16 protein-coding genes and 2 pseudogenes are annotated in these 19,117 nt (G+C 66.3%); 8 read left to right on the top strand and 10 right to left on the bottom strand.

Annotated elements, in window-relative coordinates; all coding sequences use genetic code 11:
• Nucleotides 1-25: 25 nt before the first annotated feature.
• Nucleotides 26-1,207 carry an acyl-CoA dehydrogenase family protein gene (locus ACFWCF_RS03470; protein WP_378490761.1) on the bottom strand — a complete coding sequence of 394 codons (1,182 nt, stop codon included), beginning with the start codon at nucleotides 1,205-1,207 and terminating at the stop codon, nucleotides 26-28.
• 167 nt (nucleotides 1,208-1,374) lie between these two features.
• On the opposite strand from ACFWCF_RS03470, the gene fabG reads away from it, so the two are divergent.
• The 3 genes from fabG to ACFWCF_RS03455 all read left to right on the top strand — a co-directional run bounded on the left by fabG (nucleotide 1,375) and on the right by ACFWCF_RS03455 (nucleotide 5,190).
• Complete coding sequence (fabG, locus tag ACFWCF_RS03465) at nucleotides 1,375-2,115, top strand: 3-oxoacyl-ACP reductase FabG (protein WP_378490762.1); 741 nt, start codon at nucleotides 1,375-1,377, stop codon at nucleotides 2,113-2,115.
• A gap of 38 nt (nucleotides 2,116-2,153) precedes the next feature.
• Nucleotides 2,154-3,365, top strand: a complete 1,212-nt coding sequence (locus ACFWCF_RS03460) for an acetyl-CoA C-acetyltransferase (RefSeq protein WP_378557188.1) — start codon at nucleotides 2,154-2,156, stop codon at nucleotides 3,363-3,365.
• Between the two features lie 199 nt (nucleotides 3,366-3,564).
• Nucleotides 3,565-5,190 (top strand): acyl-CoA synthetase, encoded by a 1,626-nt coding sequence (locus tag ACFWCF_RS03455; protein WP_378557185.1) that lies wholly within the window; start codon nucleotides 3,565-3,567, stop codon nucleotides 5,188-5,190.
• Here the strand turns inward: ACFWCF_RS03455 and ACFWCF_RS03450 are convergent, their stop codons facing one another.
• Nucleotides 5,191-6,963, bottom strand: a complete 1,773-nt coding sequence (locus ACFWCF_RS03450; RefSeq protein WP_378557182.1) for a 2-isopropylmalate synthase — start codon at nucleotides 6,961-6,963, stop codon at nucleotides 5,191-5,193.
• A gap of 196 nt (nucleotides 6,964-7,159) precedes the next feature.
• On the opposite strand from ACFWCF_RS03450, the gene ACFWCF_RS03445 reads away from it, so the two are divergent.
• A complete protein-coding gene (locus ACFWCF_RS03445) occupies nucleotides 7,160-7,828 on the top strand; it encodes a FadR/GntR family transcriptional regulator (protein WP_378557715.1) in 669 nt (222 codons plus the stop codon).
• A gap of 37 nt (nucleotides 7,829-7,865) precedes the next feature.
• Here the strand turns inward: ACFWCF_RS03445 and ACFWCF_RS03440 are convergent, their stop codons facing one another.
• Nucleotides 7,866-8,501, bottom strand: a complete 636-nt coding sequence (locus ACFWCF_RS03440) for a trimeric intracellular cation channel family protein (RefSeq protein ID WP_378557179.1) — start codon at nucleotides 8,499-8,501, stop codon at nucleotides 7,866-7,868.
• 30 nt (nucleotides 8,502-8,531) lie between these two features.
• Nucleotides 8,532-9,638: a class I SAM-dependent methyltransferase gene (locus ACFWCF_RS03435; RefSeq protein ID WP_378557176.1), complete on the bottom strand. Its 1,107-nt coding sequence runs from the start codon at nucleotides 9,636-9,638 to the stop codon at nucleotides 8,532-8,534.
• Nucleotides 9,639-9,761: 123 nt separating this feature from the next.
• On the opposite strand from ACFWCF_RS03435, the pseudogene ACFWCF_RS03430 reads away from it, so the two are divergent.
• From ACFWCF_RS03430 to ACFWCF_RS03415, 4 genes and pseudogenes are all read left to right on the top strand, one after another.
• Nucleotides 9,762-10,169 (top strand): annotated as a pseudogene (locus ACFWCF_RS03430) (M20/M25/M40 family metallo-hydrolase); the annotation flags it as partial.
• Nucleotides 10,170-10,224: 55 nt separating this feature from the next.
• Nucleotides 10,225-10,800, top strand: coding sequence for an IS607 family transposase (locus tag ACFWCF_RS03425; protein ID WP_378557173.1), 576 nt, complete (start codon nucleotides 10,225-10,227; stop codon nucleotides 10,798-10,800).
• Nucleotides 10,797-12,176, top strand: coding sequence for an IS607 family element RNA-guided endonuclease TnpB (tnpB, locus tag ACFWCF_RS03420; RefSeq protein ID WP_378557170.1), 1,380 nt, complete (start codon nucleotides 10,797-10,799; stop codon nucleotides 12,174-12,176). The genes ACFWCF_RS03425 and tnpB overlap by 4 nt, the downstream gene beginning before the upstream one ends.
• Nucleotides 12,177-12,178: 2 nt before the next feature.
• Nucleotides 12,179-13,042, top strand: a pseudogene (locus tag ACFWCF_RS03415) (M20/M25/M40 family metallo-hydrolase); the annotation flags it as partial.
• 5 nt (nucleotides 13,043-13,047) lie between these two features.
• Here the strand turns inward: ACFWCF_RS03415 and ACFWCF_RS03410 are convergent.
• The 6 genes from ACFWCF_RS03410 to ACFWCF_RS03385 form a co-directional block, all read right to left on the bottom strand.
• On the bottom strand, nucleotides 13,048-13,932 hold the full coding sequence (locus ACFWCF_RS03410) for a LysR family transcriptional regulator (protein WP_378557167.1): 885 nt from the start codon (nucleotides 13,930-13,932) through the stop codon (nucleotides 13,048-13,050).
• A 4-nt stretch (nucleotides 13,933-13,936) separates the two neighbouring features.
• Nucleotides 13,937-14,806, bottom strand: a complete 870-nt coding sequence (locus tag ACFWCF_RS03405; protein WP_378490129.1) for a LysR family transcriptional regulator — start codon at nucleotides 14,804-14,806, stop codon at nucleotides 13,937-13,939.
• Between the two features lie 84 nt (nucleotides 14,807-14,890).
• Nucleotides 14,891-15,652: a crotonase/enoyl-CoA hydratase family protein gene (locus ACFWCF_RS03400; protein WP_378557164.1), complete on the bottom strand. Its 762-nt coding sequence runs from the start codon at nucleotides 15,650-15,652 to the stop codon at nucleotides 14,891-14,893.
• 1 nt (nucleotide 15,653) lies between these two features.
• Nucleotides 15,654-16,727, bottom strand: coding sequence for an MBL fold metallo-hydrolase (locus ACFWCF_RS03395; RefSeq protein WP_378557161.1), 1,074 nt, complete (start codon nucleotides 16,725-16,727; stop codon nucleotides 15,654-15,656).
• Nucleotides 16,724-18,283: a long-chain-fatty-acid--CoA ligase gene (locus ACFWCF_RS03390; RefSeq protein ID WP_378557158.1), complete on the bottom strand. Its 1,560-nt coding sequence runs from the start codon at nucleotides 18,281-18,283 to the stop codon at nucleotides 16,724-16,726. The genes ACFWCF_RS03395 and ACFWCF_RS03390 overlap by 4 nt, the downstream gene beginning before the upstream one ends.
• A 112-nt stretch (nucleotides 18,284-18,395) precedes the next feature.
• Nucleotides 18,396-18,995, bottom strand: a complete 600-nt coding sequence (locus ACFWCF_RS03385) for a TetR/AcrR family transcriptional regulator (RefSeq protein ID WP_378557155.1) — start codon at nucleotides 18,993-18,995, stop codon at nucleotides 18,396-18,398.
• Between the last annotated feature and the right edge of the window lie 122 nt (nucleotides 18,996-19,117).

Here is a 19,117-nt window from a genome sequence, read left to right as displayed (position 1 = left end):
ATGTGGCTGCCTTTGCGCGAAGCGGTTACGACGAGCGCTGTGCCTGTTTGACGAGTCCGCCGCCGATGATCAGGCGCTGGATCTCGCTGGTGCCCTCGTACAGACGCAGCAGACGCACGTCGCGGTAGATGCGCTCGACCGGGACCTCGCGCATGTAGCCGGTGCCGCCGTGGATCTGCACCGCGAGATCGGCGACCTTACCGACCATTTCGGTGCAGTACAGCTTCGCGACCGACGGGGCGATACGACGGTCGGTCTCCTCGACCCATGCGCGCGCGGCGTCGCGCACCAGGGCGCGCCCGGCCATGACACCGGTCTGCTGGTCGGCGATCATCGCCTGCACGAGCTGGAAGTTGCCGATCGGGTTTCCGCCCTGCGTGGCGGTGGCGGCGTACTCGACCGACTCATCGAGGGCACGCTGCGCCTGGCCGACCGACAGCGCGGCGATGTGCACGCGGCCGCGGGCGAGCGAGACCATCGCGGCCTTGTATCCGACGTCCTCGCTGCCGCCGACGAGCGCCGCATTCGACACGCGCACCTCGTTGAAGTGCACGTCCGCGGTCCAGGCGCCTTCCTGGCCCATCTTGGCGTCCTTGCCTGCCACCTGCACGCCGTCGGTATCGGCGGGGACGAGGAACACCGCGATGCCGGTGCCGTTCTCGTCGGCCGGGCGGGTGCGGGCGAACACGACGAACAGGTTCGCGAGTGGGGCGTTGGTGATGAAACGCTTCTCGCCGGTGATCACCCAGTCGTCGCCGTCGCGGACGGCCTTGGTGCGCAGGCCCGACGGGTTGGAGCCGGCGCCGGGCTCGGTGAGCGCGAACGACGCGACGACGTCGCCGGAGGCGATGCCCTCGAGCCACTGCTGCTTCTGCTCGTCGGTGCCGAAGTTGACGAGGACCTGACCTGCGATGCCGTTGTTGGTGCCGAACATCGACCGCAGCGACAGGGTCGTGTAGCCGAGTTCCATCGCGAGTTCGGCGTCCTGCTGGAGATTCAGGCCGAGACCGCCCCACGCCTGCGGGATGGCGTACCCGAACAGGCCCATGTCCTTGGCTGCCTGGCGGATGTCGTCGGGAATCGCGTTGGTGTCGGCGATCTCCTGCTCGCGGGGGACCACGACGTTGCGCACGAATGCGCGGGTCTGGGCGAGGATCTCGCGGAAGTCGTCTTCGTCGACCTCGGGGGTCGGAGTCGCAAGTGTCATGACTACCACTTTCGAGGCCGCATCGGACTGTGTCCAATACGAATGGCGCCATCCCCGTATAGGCAGTCTCGATGGATTCAGAAGGGTAATCTGCCCGGTCTCCTGGATATATTCGAAGGCATCGACCCATTTCGGGGACAGCTCAGGTCCCCTCGAAAGGATTCCAGATGTCGCTGTTGGAGAACCGTACTGCCGTGATCACGGGTGGCGCCCAGGGTATCGGCTTCGCGATCGCCCAGAACTTCGTTGCTGCCGGCGCCCGCGTCGTCATCGGCGACCTCGATCTCGACGCCGCCACCGCGGCGGCGGAGAAGCTCGGCGGACACGACGTCGCTCGCGCGGTCAAGGCCAACGTGGTCGAAGCCGGCGACTGGGACACCCTCCTGGCCGAGGCGGTCGACGGCTTCGGTTCCCTCGATGTCGTGGTCAACAACGCGGGCATCACGCGCGACGCGACGATGCGCACCATGACCGAAGAGGACTTCGACCTCGTCATCGACGTGCACCTCAAGGGCACCTGGCACGGCACCCGCAAGGCCGCAGCGATCATGCGTGAGGCCAAGCGCGGCTCGATCGTCAACATCTCGTCGCTGTCCGGCAAGGTCGGCATGGTCGGCCAGACCAACTACTCCGCCGCGAAGGCAGGCATCATCGGCCTGAGCAAGGCCGCCGCGAAGGAGATGGCGCACCACGGCGTGCGTGTCAACGCGATCCAGCCCGGCCTGATCCGTTCGGCGATGACCGAGGCCATGCCCCAGAAGGCGTGGGACCAGAAGATGGCCGAGATCCCGATGGGACGCCCCGGCGAGGTAGACGAAATCGCTTCCGTGGCATTGTTCCTCGCATCCGACATGTCGTCGTACATGACCGGAACCGTCCTCGAGGTCACCGGCGGCCGCTTCATGTGACGGTTTCTGCCGTCACGTTCTCTTCTCGAAAGGTCATCATGCGCGAAGTTGTCATCTGCGAGCCGGTCCGTACCCCCATCGGCCGCTACGGCGGAATGTTCAAGTCCCTCACCGCCGTCGATCTCGGTGTTGCGGCACTGAAGGGTCTGCTCGAGCGCACGGGTGTGTCGCCCGACGAGGTCGGCGACGTCATCCTCGGTCACTGCAACGGCAACAGCGAGGCCCCGGCCATCGGTCGTGTCGTCGCGCTCGACGCCGGTCTTCCGGTCACCGTGCCGGGCATGCACATCGACCGTCGCTGCGGCTCCGGTCTGCAGGCCGTCATCCAGGCCGCGCTGCAGGTCGGCAACGGCGACAACGAACTCGTCGTCGCCGGTGGTGCCGAGTCGATGAGCAACGCCGCGTTCTACTCGACCGACATCCGCTGGGGCGGCGCCCGAACCGGTGTCCAGATGCACGACGGTCTCGCCCGTGCCCGCTCGACCGCCGGCGGCAAGCATTACCCGGTGCCCGGCGGCATGATCGAGACCGCCGAGAACCTGCGCGCCGAGTACGGCATCAGCCGTCAGGAACAGGACGAGCTCGCCGCCGAATCGCACCGTCGCGCGGTGGCCGCTCAGCAGGCAGGCATCCTCGCCGAGGAGATCATCCCCGTCACGGTCAGCTCGCGTAAGGGCGACACGGTCATCGACACCGACGAGCACCCGCGTGCCGACACCACGGTGGAGTCCCTCGCAGCGTTGCGCCCGATCATGGGCAAGCAGGATCCCGATGCCACCGTCACCGCAGGTAACGCCAGCGGCCAGAACGACGCAGCGTCGATGGCGATCGTCACGACCCCGGAGAAGGCTGCCGAGCTGGGCCTGACCCCGCTCGTGCGCGTCGTGTCGTGGGGTGTGGCCGGTGTTGCGCCGAAGATCATGGGTATCGGTCCGGTGCCCGCGACCGAGATCGCCCTCGCCAAGGCCGGTATCGTCCTCGCGGATGTCGACGTGATCGAGCTCAACGAGGCATTCGCCGCGCAGGCGCTTGCCGTGACCCGCGAGTGGAAGTTCGGTGCCGCAGACTTCGAGCGCACCAACATCCACGGTTCCGGTATCTCGCTCGGCCACCCCGTCGGCGCGACCGGTGGCCGCATGCTTGCCACTCTCGCGCGTGAACTGCACCGTCGCGAGGGCCGCTACGCCCTCGAGACCATGTGCATCGGCGGCGGGCAAGGTCTCGCAGCAATCTTCGAACGCGTGTCCTGACGCGGCGTCTTCACCCAGCTCCACCGACAACGGTCGGCCGGCATCTGCCGGCCGACCGTTGTTTTGTTTCCGCTGGTCGGAAGCCTCTGTTGTAGGCCAAACTGATATGTGTTCTACTTTTCTCCAGAGTGGCGTAAAGCACATTTCGGGCAGGGGTGTGATGGGCGTCGTCGCGGGACCGATCGGAAGGAACAGCACCATGTCTCTGAATCTGGCCGACCTCACCGAAGCGGTGGTCGACGCAATTCCCGATCGCACGGCCCTCGTCTGCGGCGACCGATCGCACACCTACGCGCAATACGATGCCGCCGCCTACCGGATCGGGCACCACCTCGCCGCAGCGGGGGTCGAACCCGGCGACCGCGTCGGACTACACATGCGCAACAGCCTCGAATACCTCGACACGATGCTCGGCGCCATGAAGATCCGAGCCGTCCCCATCAACATCAATTTCCGATACGTGGGCGCCGAACTCGAGTATCTCTACAACAACGCCGAACTCGTCGCGCTCATCGTTGACGCAGACCTCACCGACCTCGTCGCCGAGGTCCTGCCCGAGTGCCCGCATCTGCAACACATCGTGGTCGTCGGCGATGCCCCCACGCCGGCGCTCGACGATGCAGCCGCGCTCGCCGAGGTCACCGTCGTGCGGTACGGCGACGCCGTCGCGAACGCCTCCGACGAGCGCGACTTCGCCCCCCGCAGCGACGACGACCTCTACATCCTCTACACGGGCGGCACCACCGGCATGCCCAAGGGCGTGATGTGGCGGCACGAGGACTTCTACTTCGCGGCGCTCGGCGGAGGTAACGCGTACGGCGACCCGCACAGCAGCCCCGAGGCGCTTGCCGCCGCGGCCGCCGCCAACGAGCATCCGTTGACGTATGTCGTCACCGCTCCCCTGATGCACGGCGCCGCCATGTACGCCGTGTTCATGGGGCTGTTCATGGGCTTCCCTCAGGTGATCATGCGGAACTTCGAACCCGTGGAAGCACTGCGGCAGGTCGACGAACACAAGGCAGCCGTGCTCATGGTCGTCGGAGACGCGATCAGCAGGCCCATCGCCGACGTCCTCGCCGAGAGCCGCGACGACTTCGACCTGAGTTCGCTGTTCGTCATCGGCTCGGGCGGTGCCCTCTGGTCGATCAGCGTGCGCGACCGATTGAAGGAACTGCTGCCCAACGTCATGTTGCTCAACTCCTTCGGCTCGTCCGAATCGGGGGCCAACGGCCCCCTCACCCCCGGTGAGGACGGCAAGCAGCGGCTGGCCGCATCCCCGAAGGTGCGTGTCGTCGACACCGACTACTCGACGGTCGAACCCGGTTCCGGCACCATCGGTTACCTCGCGCGGGTCGGGCACGTTCCGGTGGGCTACTTCAACGACCCGGAGAAGACTGCCGCGACCTTCCCCGTGGTGGACGGCACCCGCATGTCGCTGCTCGGCGACCTCGCCACGGTCGAGGCGGACGGCTCGATCATCGTGCTCGGACGCGGCTCGGCCTGCATCAACAGTGGCGGCGAGAAGATCTACGCCGAAGAGGTCGAGGAGGCCGTCAAAGGTCATCCCGCGGTGGAGGACGCACTCGTCACCGGTGTGCCGGATCCCCGTCTGGGTGAGACGGTTTCGGTGGTCGTGCAGCTACGCGAGGGTGCGCACGAGCCGACGCAGGAGGAACTCGCCGAACACTGCCGAACCGTCATCGCCGGATACAAGGTCCCCCGGCATGTCGTCGTGATGCCGGAGATCGTCCGCTCCCCCGCAGGCAAGGCCGATTACCGGTGGGCCAAATCGGTAGTGACACAGTCGATCACCGCCGAAGTCTGATCATCGTGTGAGAGCTGCTCTCGGGTCGGTGTTCGCAGCGCCGATGACGGACCCGAGGGTGGCGGTCAGCACGGATCGGCTCTTGCCGGCAGCCCACCGCGTGACTGTGCCCCTGCGGTACTCGATCAGGGTGAGCGCGTCGCTGTCATTGCCGGAGCCGATGCTGGTCTGATGCAGGGCGAGGACGTCCAGCGAGATCCCGACACGAGCGAGTGCTTCGGTGACGGCCTCCACCGGGCCGACGCCGTGATGCGAGCTGGTGTGCTCGGAGTTGTTCACGCGCAGTGTGAGAGTCGTGGTCTCCTCGGTGGTATGGAAGCCCGTCAGTTCGATGGCGGGCTTGTCGCCGGGTGTGAAGATGTACTCGGTCTCGAAGATGTCCCACAGTTGTGATGCGGTGACTTCGCTGCCGGTGGCGTCGGTGTGCTTCTGTATGTGGCGGGCGAAGTCGATTTGCAGACGCCGGGGCAGTTCGATGCCGTACTCGGCCTCCAGCAGGTAGGCGATACCGCCTTTGCCGGACTGCGAGTTCACCCGGATGACGGCATCGTAGCTGCGGCCGAGGTCGGCGGGGTCGATGGGCAAGTAGGGCACGCGCCACTCGGTCTCGCTGCCTCGACGGCCCTCGGCGGCCGCACGGGCATGGTGCTCGGCGAAACCCTTCTTGATCGCGTCTTGGTGGGTGCCGCTGAAGGCGGTGTGCACGAGGTCGCCGACATACGGATGCCTGGGATGGATCTCGATGCGGTTGGCGTGCTCGACGGTGCGGCGGATCTCGTCGATGTCGGAGAAGTCGATCATCGGATCGATGCCCTGCGCATGCAGGTTCAGAGCGAGGGTGGCGATATCGACATTGCCTGTGCGCTCCCCGTTGCCGAAAATGCAGCCTTCGACGCGCTGTGCTCCGGCCAGGACGGCGAGTTCGGCACACGCGACACCGGTACCGCGGTCGTTGTGTGGGTGCACGGACAGGATCACCGCATCGCGACGATCGAGGTTCTTGTGCATGTATTCGATCTGATCGGCATACACGTTCGGCGTTGCGATCTCGACGGTCGCCGGCAGATTGAGGATGACCGGACGCTGCGGCGAAGCATCCCACAGCTTCGTCATCGCATCGCAGACCTCGAGGGCGAAGTCGGGCTCGGTGAGGTTGAAAACCTCGGGTGAGAACTCGAAACGCACATTCGCGAGGTCGCCGGCGAATTCGAGCACATCCCGGCCTCCGGACATGATCAATTCGGTGAGCGCCGTGCGGTCGTGCCCGAGTACGACATCGCGCCACGTCGGTGCGGTCGCGGTGTACATGTGGATGACAACGTCATTGCGGACGCCTCGGACCGACTCGACAGTGCGCTCGATGAGGTCGCGGCGGGCCGGAGTGAACACGACGATCGTGACGTCGTCGGGTGCGATGTCGGTCTCGGCGATGAGGCGGACGAAGTCGTAGTCGGTTTGCGAGGCCGACGGATAGCCGACCTCGATCTCCTTGTAACCCATCGCGACCATCAGCTCGAACAATCGGCGCTTGCGGGCGGGATCCATCGGCTCCGCCAGCGCCTGATTGCCGTCGCGCAGATCGACCGGTACCCACAGCGGGGCTGTGGTCAAGCGCTTGGACGGCCAGTCACGCTCTGTGAGTGGAACTTCCAAGCGTGAGTACACATCACGGTAGCGGTGTGAGGGCATCTGTGAGTGCGTCTGCCGATTCCAGGACGGAGCATCGGCGGGTACCCGTCCGGCGGGAGTGTTGATGCTGGGGAAGGCGGTCATGTTCGTGGTTCCTTCTGCGGGTCGTGAAGTGTCGACCGGCGCGTTCGGGCTCCACGACGGGAGCCGGTCGGGCTACACCCCGCCGTGGCGGCGAAGAAGAAGGAATCCGAGGATGAGCATGCGGCGACACTACCACAACTCCTCAGACAAGCTGAGGAGTTGAAGGATGTCGAGCCTGGCATGGGAGAATGGCGGCATGTCGCTCGTCCGTCGTGAGTCACTTGCCGAACAGGCCGCTGAACTGCTGTTTTCGCGAATCAGAGACGGAGAGTGGAACGTGGGGGACAAGTTGCCCGGGGAGACCACGCTCGCCCCTCAGCTCGGAGTCGGCCGCTCGACCGTGCGCGAGGCGATCCGGCAACTCGCCGGTCAAGGGGTACTCGCTTCGCGTCAAGGGGCAGGGGTGTTCGTCACCGCCCTCGATATTCCGGAGAACTGGGATGCCGTGCTGCATCGCGCCGACATCGTCGCCGTCATCGAGGCTCGCATCGCGATCGAGGTCGAGGCTTCTGCTCTGGCGGCCGAACGCCGCACTCCCTCGGAACTCGAGAACCTGCGCCGGGCATTGGTCGACCGCGCGAAGCATCGAGTGGACATAGAAGAGCACGTCGACACCGACTTCGCTTTTCATCGCGGCATCCTGCTGGCAGCGCACAGCGCGATCCTGCTCGAACTGTTCACTCACTTCGCGCCGCGCAGCCGTCAGGCGATGGTCGACATGCTCCGTCTCCGAGGCGCACATGGAGACGACGCCGACCACGCCACACACGAACGCATCTACAACGCGATCGACTCGCGTGATGCCCTGACGGCAGCCTCTCTCACACGCGCCCACCTGAATTCACTCAAGGAACTACTTCTCTGAGGACGCGGAGGGAACAAGGTCTCGGTCGGCCACTTCTCTAAGAATCGAGTTGTTGCCCGGGCGGCTTCGGTGCATTCAGGGAGAAGCCGACGCCGACCATCCGGATCGCGAAACACACTGCGGCAGCGCCGAGGAGTGCGGCTGTTCCGCCGAAACCGAGGGAGTACGCGGTCGCGAACCCGAGCGCGCCGATCAAAGCAGGAATCGCGTAGAGCTCGCTGGTCAGGACCGTGGGAATTCGACGCACCATGACATCGCGGATGGTTCCACCGCCCACCGCGGTGATCGTACCGACGAGGACCGCCTGGAGGATCCCGAAGTCGAGGGCCAGAGCCTTGGCTGCGCCGAGGACCGCGAACACGCTCAGGCCGATGGCATCGAGGACCGTGATGGGGAGAGCGAGGCGGTCCAGGACCCGACTCAGGGCGAACGCAATCAACCCACCTGCTGCCGCCACCGCGAGATAACGCCAGTCCAGGAACGTGGCCGGCGGTAACGCGTCGAGGAGGATGTCCCGGATCACCCCGCCACCCAGCGCGGTGAACATGCCCAGCGTGATCACGCCGACGATGTCGAGCCGTGCCGCGCGGACCGCGGTCAACGCGCCATTGAGCGCGAAGACGAACGTGCCGGTCAGATCGAGAACGAACAGCAGCGTCGATTCGGTGGGCATTCTCGACTGTCTACCGCATGTGGCAGGTTTTCACCCGCCCGACAGCCGGTAGAACCGGAAGAAACTGAAGTCCTCGATCGGGAGGACATCCATCCGGGTGAAGCCGGCCTCCTGCGCATACTTCCGCAGGGTGGCGGGACGCATGACGGTGCCCGTCCCCACGCTCGGTTGCCGGCTCATCCCGTCGGGGAGGCAGAACATCAAGCTGTAGCCGTACATGAGTCGCTCGACCTCGTTTCCCGGCGCGGTGAACTCCTCTCCGACGGCCTCGTCCATCACGATCACCGCACCGCCCGGCACGAGCGCGCGGCGTGCTGCCGCGAGCACCTGCACCGGCTGCGGCATATCGTGAATGCACTCGAATGCGAACACCGCCTGGAAGGTCACCTCCGGTAGCCCGGACGCATCCACTTCGGCAATCGTGATCCGCTGTGCCACATCTTGTTCCGATTCCACATTCGAACGAGCGAGCTCGACCGTGGCCGGGTCGATGTCGAATCCGTGCAACATGGAGTCCGGATAGGCGCGGGCAAGCGCGATGGTGGACCATCCACCACCGCAACCGATGTCGGCGATCACAGCCCCAGGTGTGCGGAGCAGGTCGTCGACTTCGGGTACCGATTGCAGCGCCCCGGGCAACGCCAGCTCGAACCACGGCCGGTTCACATCGGCCTGCGACTCCCGTGCATCGCTTCCGTAGTGCGCCCAGCCGACCCCACCTCCGGTGCGATACGCCTCGAGCAGCGCAGGCATCTGCATCGCGCCTCCGGTCAGGATGCGAGGCAGTGGAGTCAGATACGCCAGGCTCCGCTCGTCGGTGAGCGCTTCCGCACCGGCAGGCGACAGGGTGAAGCACGGAGGATCGTCGTGGTCGACAGAGAGCAACCCGGTCACCGCCTGCTGTTCGAGCCACTCGCGTGCATACCGCGGATGCGTTCCGGTGCGGGTGGCGAGCTCATCGGCGGTGGCGGGACCATCGGAGGCGAGACTGCGGTACCAGCCGAGCCGGTCGCCGAGATAGATGGAGAACACGTCGATCGCGCCGAGGGTGGCATCGACGATGCGCTGCGCGTAGGCGTCGACCGAGTCCGTGTCGGTGACAGAAATCGAAGGTTGTTCGGGAATCGAGGTGGACATGGCTGTCATCTCCGTACAGGAGAACGAATGGTGTCTACCATCGTGGCCCTCGACCCTGCAGGTGTCACCGGTCGTTTGCCGTTCGAATCATTTTCGCACCGAGCCGCGCTACCGTGTTCAGGCATGAGCGCTTCGTCGAACGCAGCCAGTGGCGTACTCGAGAAACTCTCCGAGGTGCGTGCCGGCCTCGAGGACCTCTACCGCGACCTACACGCGAACCCGGAACTGTCGCACCAGGAACACGAGACCGCGAAGAAGGTGGCCGACCGACTCCGGGTCACCGGATACGAGGTGTTCCCAGGCATCGGCGGCACCGGCGTGGTCGGGGTGCTCCGCAATGGGGACGGCCCGACGGTCCTGCTACGTGCAGACATGGACGCGCTGCCGGTGAAGGAAGCGACAGGCCTCCCCTACGCCAGCGCCGTGCGTACCGCCGACGGCGACGGCAACGACGTCCCCGTGATGCACGCGTGCGGACACGATGTGCACGTCACGGCGCTACTCGGGGCGGCGGATCTGCTTCGGCAGGGTGTCAACTGTTCGCCATATCGAGTAAGTTTGCGTTATTTGATGTAGTTTTGTGTATGTGAGGTTGAAGGAGTGGGCTGCCGGTCAGGGGGTTTCGTACCGGACCGCGTTGAACTGGTTTCATGCTGGGACGTTGCCTGTGTCTGCTCGTCAGCTTCCGACCGGGACGATCCTGGTCGACCCTCCTGTCGCTGCGACGGATGGTGTGGCGGTGGCGTATTGCAGGGTGTCGTCGTCGGATCAGCGGGCGGATCTGGAACGGCAGGCGGGTCGGGTGGCCGAGCGGTGCGGTGAGCGCGGGATCGTGCTCTCGGCGACGGTGACCGAGGTTGGTTCCGGGCTCACCGCTCATCGCCCGAAACTTCGGAAGCTGCTGGCGGATCCGTCGGTGACGACGATCGTGGTTGAGCACCGTGACAGGTTGGCCCGGTTCGGTGTCGAGCATCTCGAGGCTGCGCTGTCGGCATCCGGCCGCCGCATCGTGGTCCTCGACGACGCCGAGATCAACGATGATCTGGTCGCGGACATGGTCGACGTGTTGACGTCGATGTGCGCTCGGCTGTACGGCCGCCGCTCCGCGCGGCGCCGCGCCGAGGCGGGCATCCGGGCCGCTGCGGGTGAGGCGACCGGATGAGGTCGGTGATCCAGGCCTACCGATTCGCGCTCGATCCCACCATCGGGCAGGAGCAACAGCTCCGGTCGCATTGCGGTGCGCAGCGTTTCGCGTTCAACTGGGGCCTGGCGCGGGTGAAGGCGAACCTCGACCAGCGCGGCGCGGAGCGTTCCTACGGCATCGCCGACCCGGATCTGACACCGAGCGTGAGCTGGTCCGCCTACAACCTTCGCAAGGACTGGAACCAGGCCAAAGATGGTGCCGCGCCGTGGTGGGCGGAGAACTCGAAGGAGGCCTACTCCTCGGGTCTGGCGAACCTGGCGACGGCCCTGTCGAACTGGGCGGATTCCCGGTCGGGACGCCGAAAAGGCGCGGCGGTCCGGTTCCCGCGGTTCCGGGGCAAGCGTGGCATGTCGTCATGCCGGTTCACCACCGGCGCGTTCGGTCTCGCCGACGCTGATCGGCGACATGTGAAGCTTCCACGGATCGGCCTGGTCCGCACCCACGAGTCGACGCGGAAACTCACCCGCCGGATCGAGGCCAGGACGGCTCGGATCCGTTCGGCGACAGTGTCGTTCACGAGGGGTCGCTGGTTCGTCTCGTTCTCCGTCGAGGTCGAACGCACCGCCCCGAACCCGGCAGGACCGCCGTCGGTGGTGGGTGTGGACCTGGGCGTCGCGTCGCTTGCGGTCCTCTCGACCGGGGAGGTGGTTCCGAACCCGCGTCACCTCGAGCAGGCGCAGAAGGAACTACACAGACTCGGCCGCCAGGCCGCACGGCGCACAGGACCGGACCGGCGGACCCGGCAGCAGCCGTCGAACCGGTGGCGACAGACCCAGGCCCGGATAGCTCGTCTGCACACGTACGTGGCGAACGCGCGGGCCGACGGGCTGCACAAGCTCTCGACCCGCCTCGTCCGCAGCCACACCACCATCGTGGTCGAGGACCTGAACGTGGCCGGGATGGTCCGCAACCGGCGGTTGGCCCGGCACATCGCCGGAGTCGGCATGGCCGAGCTACGACGACAGCTCACATACAAGGCCGACTGGCACGGGACCGACATCGTGGTCGCGGACCGCTGGTATCCCAGCTCCACAACGTGCTCGGCGTGTGGCGTGGTGAAAACCAAACTGCGCCTGTCCGAACGCATCTTCACCTGCGATGGATGCGGACAACGCCTCGATCGTGACCTCAACGCGGCGCGCAACCTCGCCGCACTCGCAGAGGCGTCCTCCCCGAGTTGCGGGGCGACGGAAAACGAGCCCGACGGAAACCCACGTAAGACCTGCACTACGCGGGCGACGGGTACTGCCCCGGGAAGACCCACACCCCCGGGTGAGGGCCAACGTCGACGCTGCAAGGCGTCGACTCAGGACACACATTTGTACGTTTCCTGAACGGTTCACAGCACTGGCAGGGCACGCTGGTGGCGCTCTTCCAACCGGCAGAGGAAACCGGCGACGGTGCCCGCACGATGGTCGACGACGGACTCGCTGACCTGCTGACCGACGTCGACGTCGCGCTCGCTCAGCACGTCCTTCCGGCACCGGCCGGCCACGTCGGCACCAGAACCGGTGCGGTCCTGTCCGCTGCCGACAGTATGCGCATCACCGTGTACGGACGCGGGGCGCACGGTTCGATGCCGCAGGCCGCGGTCGATCCCGTGGTGCTCGCCGCGATGATCATCGTGCGTCTCCAGGCCGTCGTGTCGCGGGAGACCGCGCCCGGCGAATCGGCTGTTCTCACCGTGGGAAGTGTCCACGCAGGCAGCAAGGGCAACGTGATCCCCGACAGCGCGGTGCTGCAGCTCAACATGCGTACCTACGACGAGGGCACCCGCGAGGCGATGCTGCGCGCGATCCGCAGGATCGTCACCGCCGAATGTCAGGCCTCGGATTCGCCGAGAGATCCCGAATTCGAACTCTACGAACGTTTTCCGCTGACCGACAACGACAGTGAGGTCACCGGCAGGGTGGCCGACGCGTTCGGGGAGTTCTTCGGTGACCGGTACCGTGAAATGCCTCAGCAGACGGCCAGCGAAGACTTCAGCGACATTCCGAACGCGCTCGGCGTGCCGTATACCTACTGGGGCATCGGCGGTATCGACCCGTCGACCTATCAGAACGCCGTGCAGCAGGACCGTGTCGCACAGGACATCCCGGTCAACCACTCACCGGCGTTCGCACCGGTCGTGCAGCCCACACTCGACACCGGAGTAGAAGCGCTCGTCGTCGCCGCACTCGCCTGGCTCGCGAAGGACTGATCCGCTCAGGCTCGGTTCATTGCCGACGTCACCAGGTCGACGAACGCACGCCCGGCTTTCGACAGCGACGCCGGATCGAATACCAGGCCGAATGTGCGGGTGAAATTCGGCTCGCCGGGCCGGACCACCGCGATGTCACGAACCGACTCCGCGAGCGACCGCTCCACGAGCGAGCCGCCGAGGCCCGCCAATACCATCGGCAGGCGCGCCTCGCGGTGGCTGGCGAGTACTGCTATGCGAGGCCGGTTACCTTCCTGGCGCATCGCGTGGTCGAACTCGTCGCTCAAGGTTCCGCCTCCGCGAGGCACGAACACCATGGGGATCGCGGGCATCGCCGACAGCGTGATCGGACCCGACGGCAGCTCGGTACCCGGCGGGTACGCGAGCCAGTACTCCTGCTCCCCCAGCTCGATGACCTCGAGTCCGAGCCCGCCCTCGAGAGGGAGATGTGCGACCACGAACTCGCAGTGTCCGTCGCGGATCACCGAAGCCGAATCACGCTCGTTGCGGAGGTCGCCGAAGCGCACCGTCGCCTTCGGGTGCGCGCGCCGGAACTGGGCGATCAGATCGAGAATCGGGCCGGTCGCGAGTGCAGGGAACACCATCAGGTCGAGGCGGCCCGTGACCTCGGCAGAACTCGAGGTCAGCAATTCCTCGACCCCGCCCACATCACGCAGGATCTGACGGCTCGGGCCGATGAGGGAACGTCCGGCTGCGGTCAGGACCATGCCCCGGCCGATGCGGTGGAACAGCTGCACCCCGAGCTCGCGTTCGAGACTGCGCAGGGCCTGTGACACCGTCGGCTGTGCAACGCCGAGCGCGGCCGCAGCACCGTTGATGCCGTCGTTCTCGACGACCGCGAGGAAGTACTCGATCTGACGGAATTCCATGTGTCTACGCTCCCGGTTTCGTGCCGGTTGCCGCCGAGATGAATGCAGCCGCCGCCGGCGACGGCTCTCCGGCCCGCAGAACGAGCCCGACCGGGCGGCTCAGCGGCGGATCGAGCGGCAGGACGACGGCACCGGGAATCTGCTGTTCCGCGACTCGGCGCGGCACCACGGTCGCGCCGGTACCGCGCATCACGAACCCCCAGATGGCGGTCGGGTGAGCACAGTCGATGACGACATTGTCTGCGCCGAGCAACTCACCGGTCTTCGCGGCGTCTGCAGGGGATCCCAGGTCGATGACCAGGGGCACCTTGCGGACGAGTTCGCGTGGCACCGGGTCGGGAAGCCCGACGGCGAGGTCGGGATGCAAGGCGAGGACCATCTCCTGCTCCAGGAGGGGGACGGTGATCATGCCCGCATGCTCGACCGACAGATCGGTCACCCCGATCTCGGCCTCACCGCGGCGCAGTGCGGAGTGCACCCCGGCCGGGCCTTCGGCGTCGGAGATCGACACGACGATGGCCGGATGGCGGGCACGGAACCGTCGGACGAGTTCGACGACGGGATGGATGGAGAACGCCGAGAAGGTGACGATGTCGACGCGACCGGACTCGAGTTCGCGGACCGCGGCGACCTTGCTCTTCGCGCGGTCGACGTCGGCGAGGATGCGGCGCGCCGCCACCTCGAGTGTCCGGCCATCGTCGGTCAGGGTGAGGCGTCGACCGGTGCGGTCGAACAAGGTCGTACCCAGCCGTCGTTCGAGTGTGCGGATGGCCTGCGACAGCGATGGCTGTGAGATGTAGAGTGCCTGCGCGGCTTTCGTGATTCCACCGTGGTCGATGACAGCCACGAAGTAGGTCACAAGGTGCAGGTCCACCCATTCATATTAGGTGGTTGGTGTTCTGCTGTGTTCGGCGGTGCGCTCGCGCGCTCCGCCGAACACCCGGCCTGCTCGCGTTACCTACGCGCCCGTCCAGACGGGAGCACGCTTCTCGGCGAATGCCTTGGCGCCTTCCTGGGCGTCGGACGACGCGAACACCGGGTCGATGAACTTGCGCTGTGCGGCGAAAGCGTCGGGGTCGGTGTACTTCGCGGACATCGCCACGACCTGCTTGGTGGCCTTCACCGCGAGCGGACCGTTCGCAGCGACACGTGCAGCGAGTTCCCTGGCGACGGTGAGTGCTTCGCCGGGCTCGGTGACCCGGTTGACGAGGCCGTGCTGGAACGCGACCTCGGCGGTGAGCGGGTCGCCGGTGATGGCCATCTCCATGGCCAGTGGGTACGGCAGGATCTTCGGCAGCCGCAGCAGACCGCCGGCTGCGGCTGCAAGTCCGCGCTTGACCTCGGGGATGCCGAACTTCGCTTCGCGCGACGCGACGATCAGGTCTGCGGACAGTGCGAGTTCGCAGCCGCCGGCGAGTGCCCAGCCTTCGACTGCGGCGATCAGGGGCTTGGTGGGCGGAGCCTCGGTGATGCCACCGAATCCGCGGCCGGGGATCGACGGGCGTTCTCCGCGCGAGAAGGCCTTCAGATCCATGCCGGCGCAAAATGTTCCACCGGCGCCGGTGAGGATGCCGATGGTCAGGTCGGGGCGCGCCTCGAATTCGTCGATCGCGGCGGCGAGTGCCTCGGACACTTCGAGGGTGACGGCGTTCTTGGCCTCGGGGCGATTGAGGGTGAAGACGGCGACACCGTCGGCGAACTCGGTGAGAACAACGCTCATTTCAGTTTTCCTTCGTATTCCGGTCGACAGCGGGGGTAGCGAGACTCCAGCGAGCGGGAGTTCCACCATCCGAACGTATTACATCTCGGTCGGCGAGAACGATCAGGTGTGCCTGGGTTTCGCGAACGGCGAGCCGCAGCAGTCGCGGGTCCATCGCGTCGATAGGCCGCGACCACGTGATACGCGTCGTGATCTCCCACGCTGTCGACTGGGGGTCCGCGTCGACGGCCGAGCGGATCTCGTCGAGACGCTCGTCATGGTGTGCCATCATCTGCCGAGCGCGATCGGCGACGCCGCGGAACCGGTACTCGTGGGCGGGCAGCACCTCGCAGTCGGGTAATGCGGTGGTGGCGTGCAGCGACAACAGGTACCGGTGTAACGGGGAGTCGAGTTCGCCCGGGCCCGACGAGATGTTGGGGCTGATGCGCGGGAGCATGTGGTCGCCGCTGAACAGCAGGTCGTTGTCGCGGTCCAAGAAGGCGAGATGGCCCGGTGTGTGTCCGGGCGTCCACACCGCTTCGATGTTCCATCCGGGGAGATCGAGGCGGTCGCCGCCCTCGAGGACGACGTCGGCGGAGGTGCCGGGAGGGAACCGGACGAGATCGAATCGGGGTGCTTCGACGACGTCGTCCGGAGCACCGAGGTCGGTCAGGTCCACGCGCCACGCCTCGACGTCGGCTGCCACATCGGCATGCGTGAAGTGCCCGAGAGCCGTTGCCTCGGCGGCGTGCATTGCGATCGCGGCGCCCGTGGTCTCGCGGAGTCGCGGTGCGAGACCGAAGTGGTCGGGGTGCAGGTGGGTGATCGCGGCATATCGCACGTCGGTGATGTGGTGGCCGGTCTGCGCGACACCGTCGACGAGGGCCTGCCAGGATTCCTCGGTGTCCATACCCAGGTCGATCAAGGCCAGTCCGGTGTCGAGTGCGAGCGCGTAGCTCAGCACGTAACGCAGTGGGTTGTGCGGCATCGGGACGGGAATCGACCACAGTCCGGGCCGGACCTCCTCGACGGGAGGCAGTCGTTTGGCTGCCCAGGCCTCGCGCTGGGCGACGCCGACGTCTTCGGTGATGATCATGATGTCGATCCCTCCCGGCTTCCGAGGGTGTCGCGCAGGGTGCGCTTGAGGATCTTTCCGCTCGCATTGCGCGGTAGTTCGCCGACGATGTGGATGCGTTGCGGCTTCTTGTACGAGGCAAGCCGCTCGGTCGTGAACGCGACGAGTTCGGCTTCCGTCGGGCGCGGCGCGCCGTCGACGAGTCGGACGACGGCGGTGACGGCTTCGCCCCAGCGTTCGTCGGGCAGGCCGACCACCGCCACCTCTGCGACGGCGGGATGTTCGGCGAGTACTGCTTCGACCTCGACGGGGTAGACGTTCTCCCCACCGGTGATGATCATGTCTTTCACGCGGTCGGTGACGAACAGGTAGCCTTCCTCGTCGATGTGCCCGGCGTCGCCGGTGCGCAGGAACCCGTCGGCGGTGTAGAGGGTGGCGGTCTCGGCGTCGCGCCGCCAGTAACCCGAGACGTTGTTGCGTGACCGCGAGACGATCTCCCCGGTGGCGCCTTGCGGCAGGGGTTCGCTGGTGATGATGTCGCGGATCTGCACCTCGGTACCCGGCAGCGGTGTCCCCGCGGAGCGCAGCAGGTAGGTGCGTGTTCCGTGCGGGTCGTGATCGTCGGCGCGGAGTGCGGTGAGCGCGCCCATCGTCTCGGTCATCCCGTACCGTTGCACGAGGCGGCAGCCCAGAGTGTCCATTGTGCGCGCGAGCATTGTCGGAGTGATCGGTGACGCCCCGTATGCGACCACCTTCAGGCTCGACAGATCGTAGTCGGCGAGGTCGGGCAGCTCGAGGATCATGCCGATCGCGGAGGGCACGAGAAATGCGTGGGTGACGCCGTACTCGGCGATCGTTGCCGCCACCAGCGCGGGGCGCATCTCGCCGAGCAGCACCAGATGCAGACCCGCAGACAGACAGGTGCTGGTCCACCCGGAACCGGCAATGTGGAACAGGGGCAGGGCATTCAACGACACCGAATCGTCCTCGAACTCGTAGAGCTCGAAGTTCTCCTGCACGTTGTAAAGGTTGCGATGCACGGCAACAACACCTTTGGGCTTCCCTGTGGTGCCCGAGGTGTAGAGCTGCAGGACCGCGGTCTCGGGATCATCGCCCAGGCCCGGATCGGTGGCGTCACCGGAGGCGACCAGCTCGTCCCAGCTGCGGGCACCGTCGAGGGCTGCTTCACCGACAACGATGATGCGCACGTCCGGGAGGGCGGCGGCGACCGCGCGGGCGGCCTCGGCGAAGTCCGCCTCGACGATGAGCACACCGAGCTGCGCGTCCGCCGCGATCCACGCGATCTCATCGGGGTTGAGCCGCCAGTTGATGGGGGTGAAGACGAACCCGGCCTTCGCGCAACCGACGAATGCCGCCGCGCCGGGCAGACCCATGCGGAGCAGTGCACCGACCCGGCCGGGTGATGTCGCCAGGGTGGTCAGTGCTGTGGCCACTTTGTTGGTGTACGAGTCGAACTCTGCGTAGGTGAGGGTTGTGCCTTCGGCCGTGACCGCAGGTGCCGACGGCTGGGAGACCGCCAGCTGCCGGATGCGGTTGGGAAGGTGCAGTTCGCTCACGAGACACTCCTGGTCGACTCTGTCCACGGGAATACTGATCCGGGGTTTCAGTCGATCACGACCGTGACGACGGCGACAAAGACCTGAGGCCGCATGAATCGATAGGGCAAACCTATATGCGTCGGTCGGTGCCTCCGGGTTCGCCGACTACCGACGTGACGAGACTGTGCACAGCGTGGGCGAGCCGCTCGGTCTGGCCGGCGCGGATGTGTTGCAGGATCACATCGGGGTTCAGTGCACCGAGGAGCACGCGGCCGAGGACAGTGGCGTCGACGTCCGGTCGTGCTTCTGTCAGCAGCGTCGCGATGTGTCGCGCCCAGAACACGTTGATCTCGTCTTCCTGTGCGTCGCTGGTGGAATTGCCGTACGCGATCATGAGCTCGACGTTGTCGACGATGAGCTGGAACATCGCGTCGAAATAGGCCAGGAGGCGGTCGGGTGCGGGTGCCCCCGGGCCGAGGGGTGGCTCACCGTCGGTCACGGCGTCGCGCAGGGTCAGGGCGCGCTCGCGCACGAGTTCTCGCATCAAGCCCGCACGGCTTCCGAAGCGGTGGAAGATCGTGCCTTTGCCGACGCCGGCTGCTGCCGCGATCTGGTCGATCGACACGTGCTCGGAGCCGTGGGCGGCCAGAAGGGCGTCGGTGGTGTCGAGGATCGCGCGACGATTGCGCGCCGCGTCGCTCCGCTCCTTCTTCGAGGGTCGATCCGGCATCGAAAAGCCTTCCGTTGACAAGTGGACTGTCGGTCCATATCGTCGGTTACGCGTCGAACTGGACTGACGGTCATGTTATCGGGTGCCACCCGAGACACTGCATCGCCCAAGCGTCACCGGTC

Origin of the sequence: Rhodococcus sp. NPDC060090, from assembly GCF_042729855.1 — a bacterium.
GTDB lineage: Bacteria > Actinomycetota > Actinomycetes > Mycobacteriales > Mycobacteriaceae > Rhodococcus.
Note: the sequence above shows the minus strand (reverse complement) of the source record. Positions and strands in the feature narration are given on the sequence as shown.

Bases quoted from the DNA above. Each gene is read 5' to 3' on its own strand.
- ACFWCF_RS03470 (WP_378490761.1), bottom strand. From the start codon at position 1,207: ATGACACTTGCGACTCCGACCCCCGAGGTCGACGAAGACGACTTCCGC.
- fabG (WP_378490762.1), top strand. From the start codon at position 1,375: ATGTCGCTGTTGGAGAACCGTACTGCCGTGATCACGGGTGGCGCCCAG.
- ACFWCF_RS03460 (WP_378557188.1), top strand. From the start codon at position 2,154: ATGCGCGAAGTTGTCATCTGCGAGCCGGTCCGTACCCCCATCGGCCGC.
- ACFWCF_RS03455 (WP_378557185.1), top strand. From the start codon at position 3,565: ATGTCTCTGAATCTGGCCGACCTCACCGAAGCGGTGGTCGACGCAATT.
- ACFWCF_RS03450 (WP_378557182.1), bottom strand. From the start codon at position 6,963: ATGACCGCCTTCCCCAGCATCAACACTCCCGCCGGACGGGTACCCGCC.
- ACFWCF_RS03445 (WP_378557715.1), top strand. From the start codon at position 7,160: ATGTCGCTCGTCCGTCGTGAGTCACTTGCCGAACAGGCCGCTGAACTG.
- ACFWCF_RS03440 (WP_378557179.1), bottom strand. From the start codon at position 8,501: ATGCCCACCGAATCGACGCTGCTGTTCGTTCTCGATCTGACCGGCACG.
- ACFWCF_RS03435 (WP_378557176.1), bottom strand. From the start codon at position 9,638: ATGTCCACCTCGATTCCCGAACAACCTTCGATTTCTGTCACCGACACG.
- tnpB (WP_378557170.1), top strand. From the start codon at position 10,797: ATGAGGTCGGTGATCCAGGCCTACCGATTCGCGCTCGATCCCACCATC.
- ACFWCF_RS03410 (WP_378557167.1), bottom strand. From the start codon at position 13,932: ATGGAATTCCGTCAGATCGAGTACTTCCTCGCGGTCGTCGAGAACGAC.
- ACFWCF_RS03400 (WP_378557164.1), bottom strand. From the start codon at position 15,652: ATGAGCGTTGTTCTCACCGAGTTCGCCGACGGTGTCGCCGTCTTCACC.
- ACFWCF_RS03395 (WP_378557161.1), bottom strand. From the start codon at position 16,727: ATGATCATCACCGAAGACGTCGGCGTCGCCCAGCGCGAGGCCTGGGCA.
- ACFWCF_RS03385 (WP_378557155.1), bottom strand. From the start codon at position 18,995: ATGCCGGATCGACCCTCGAAGAAGGAGCGGAGCGACGCGGCGCGCAAT.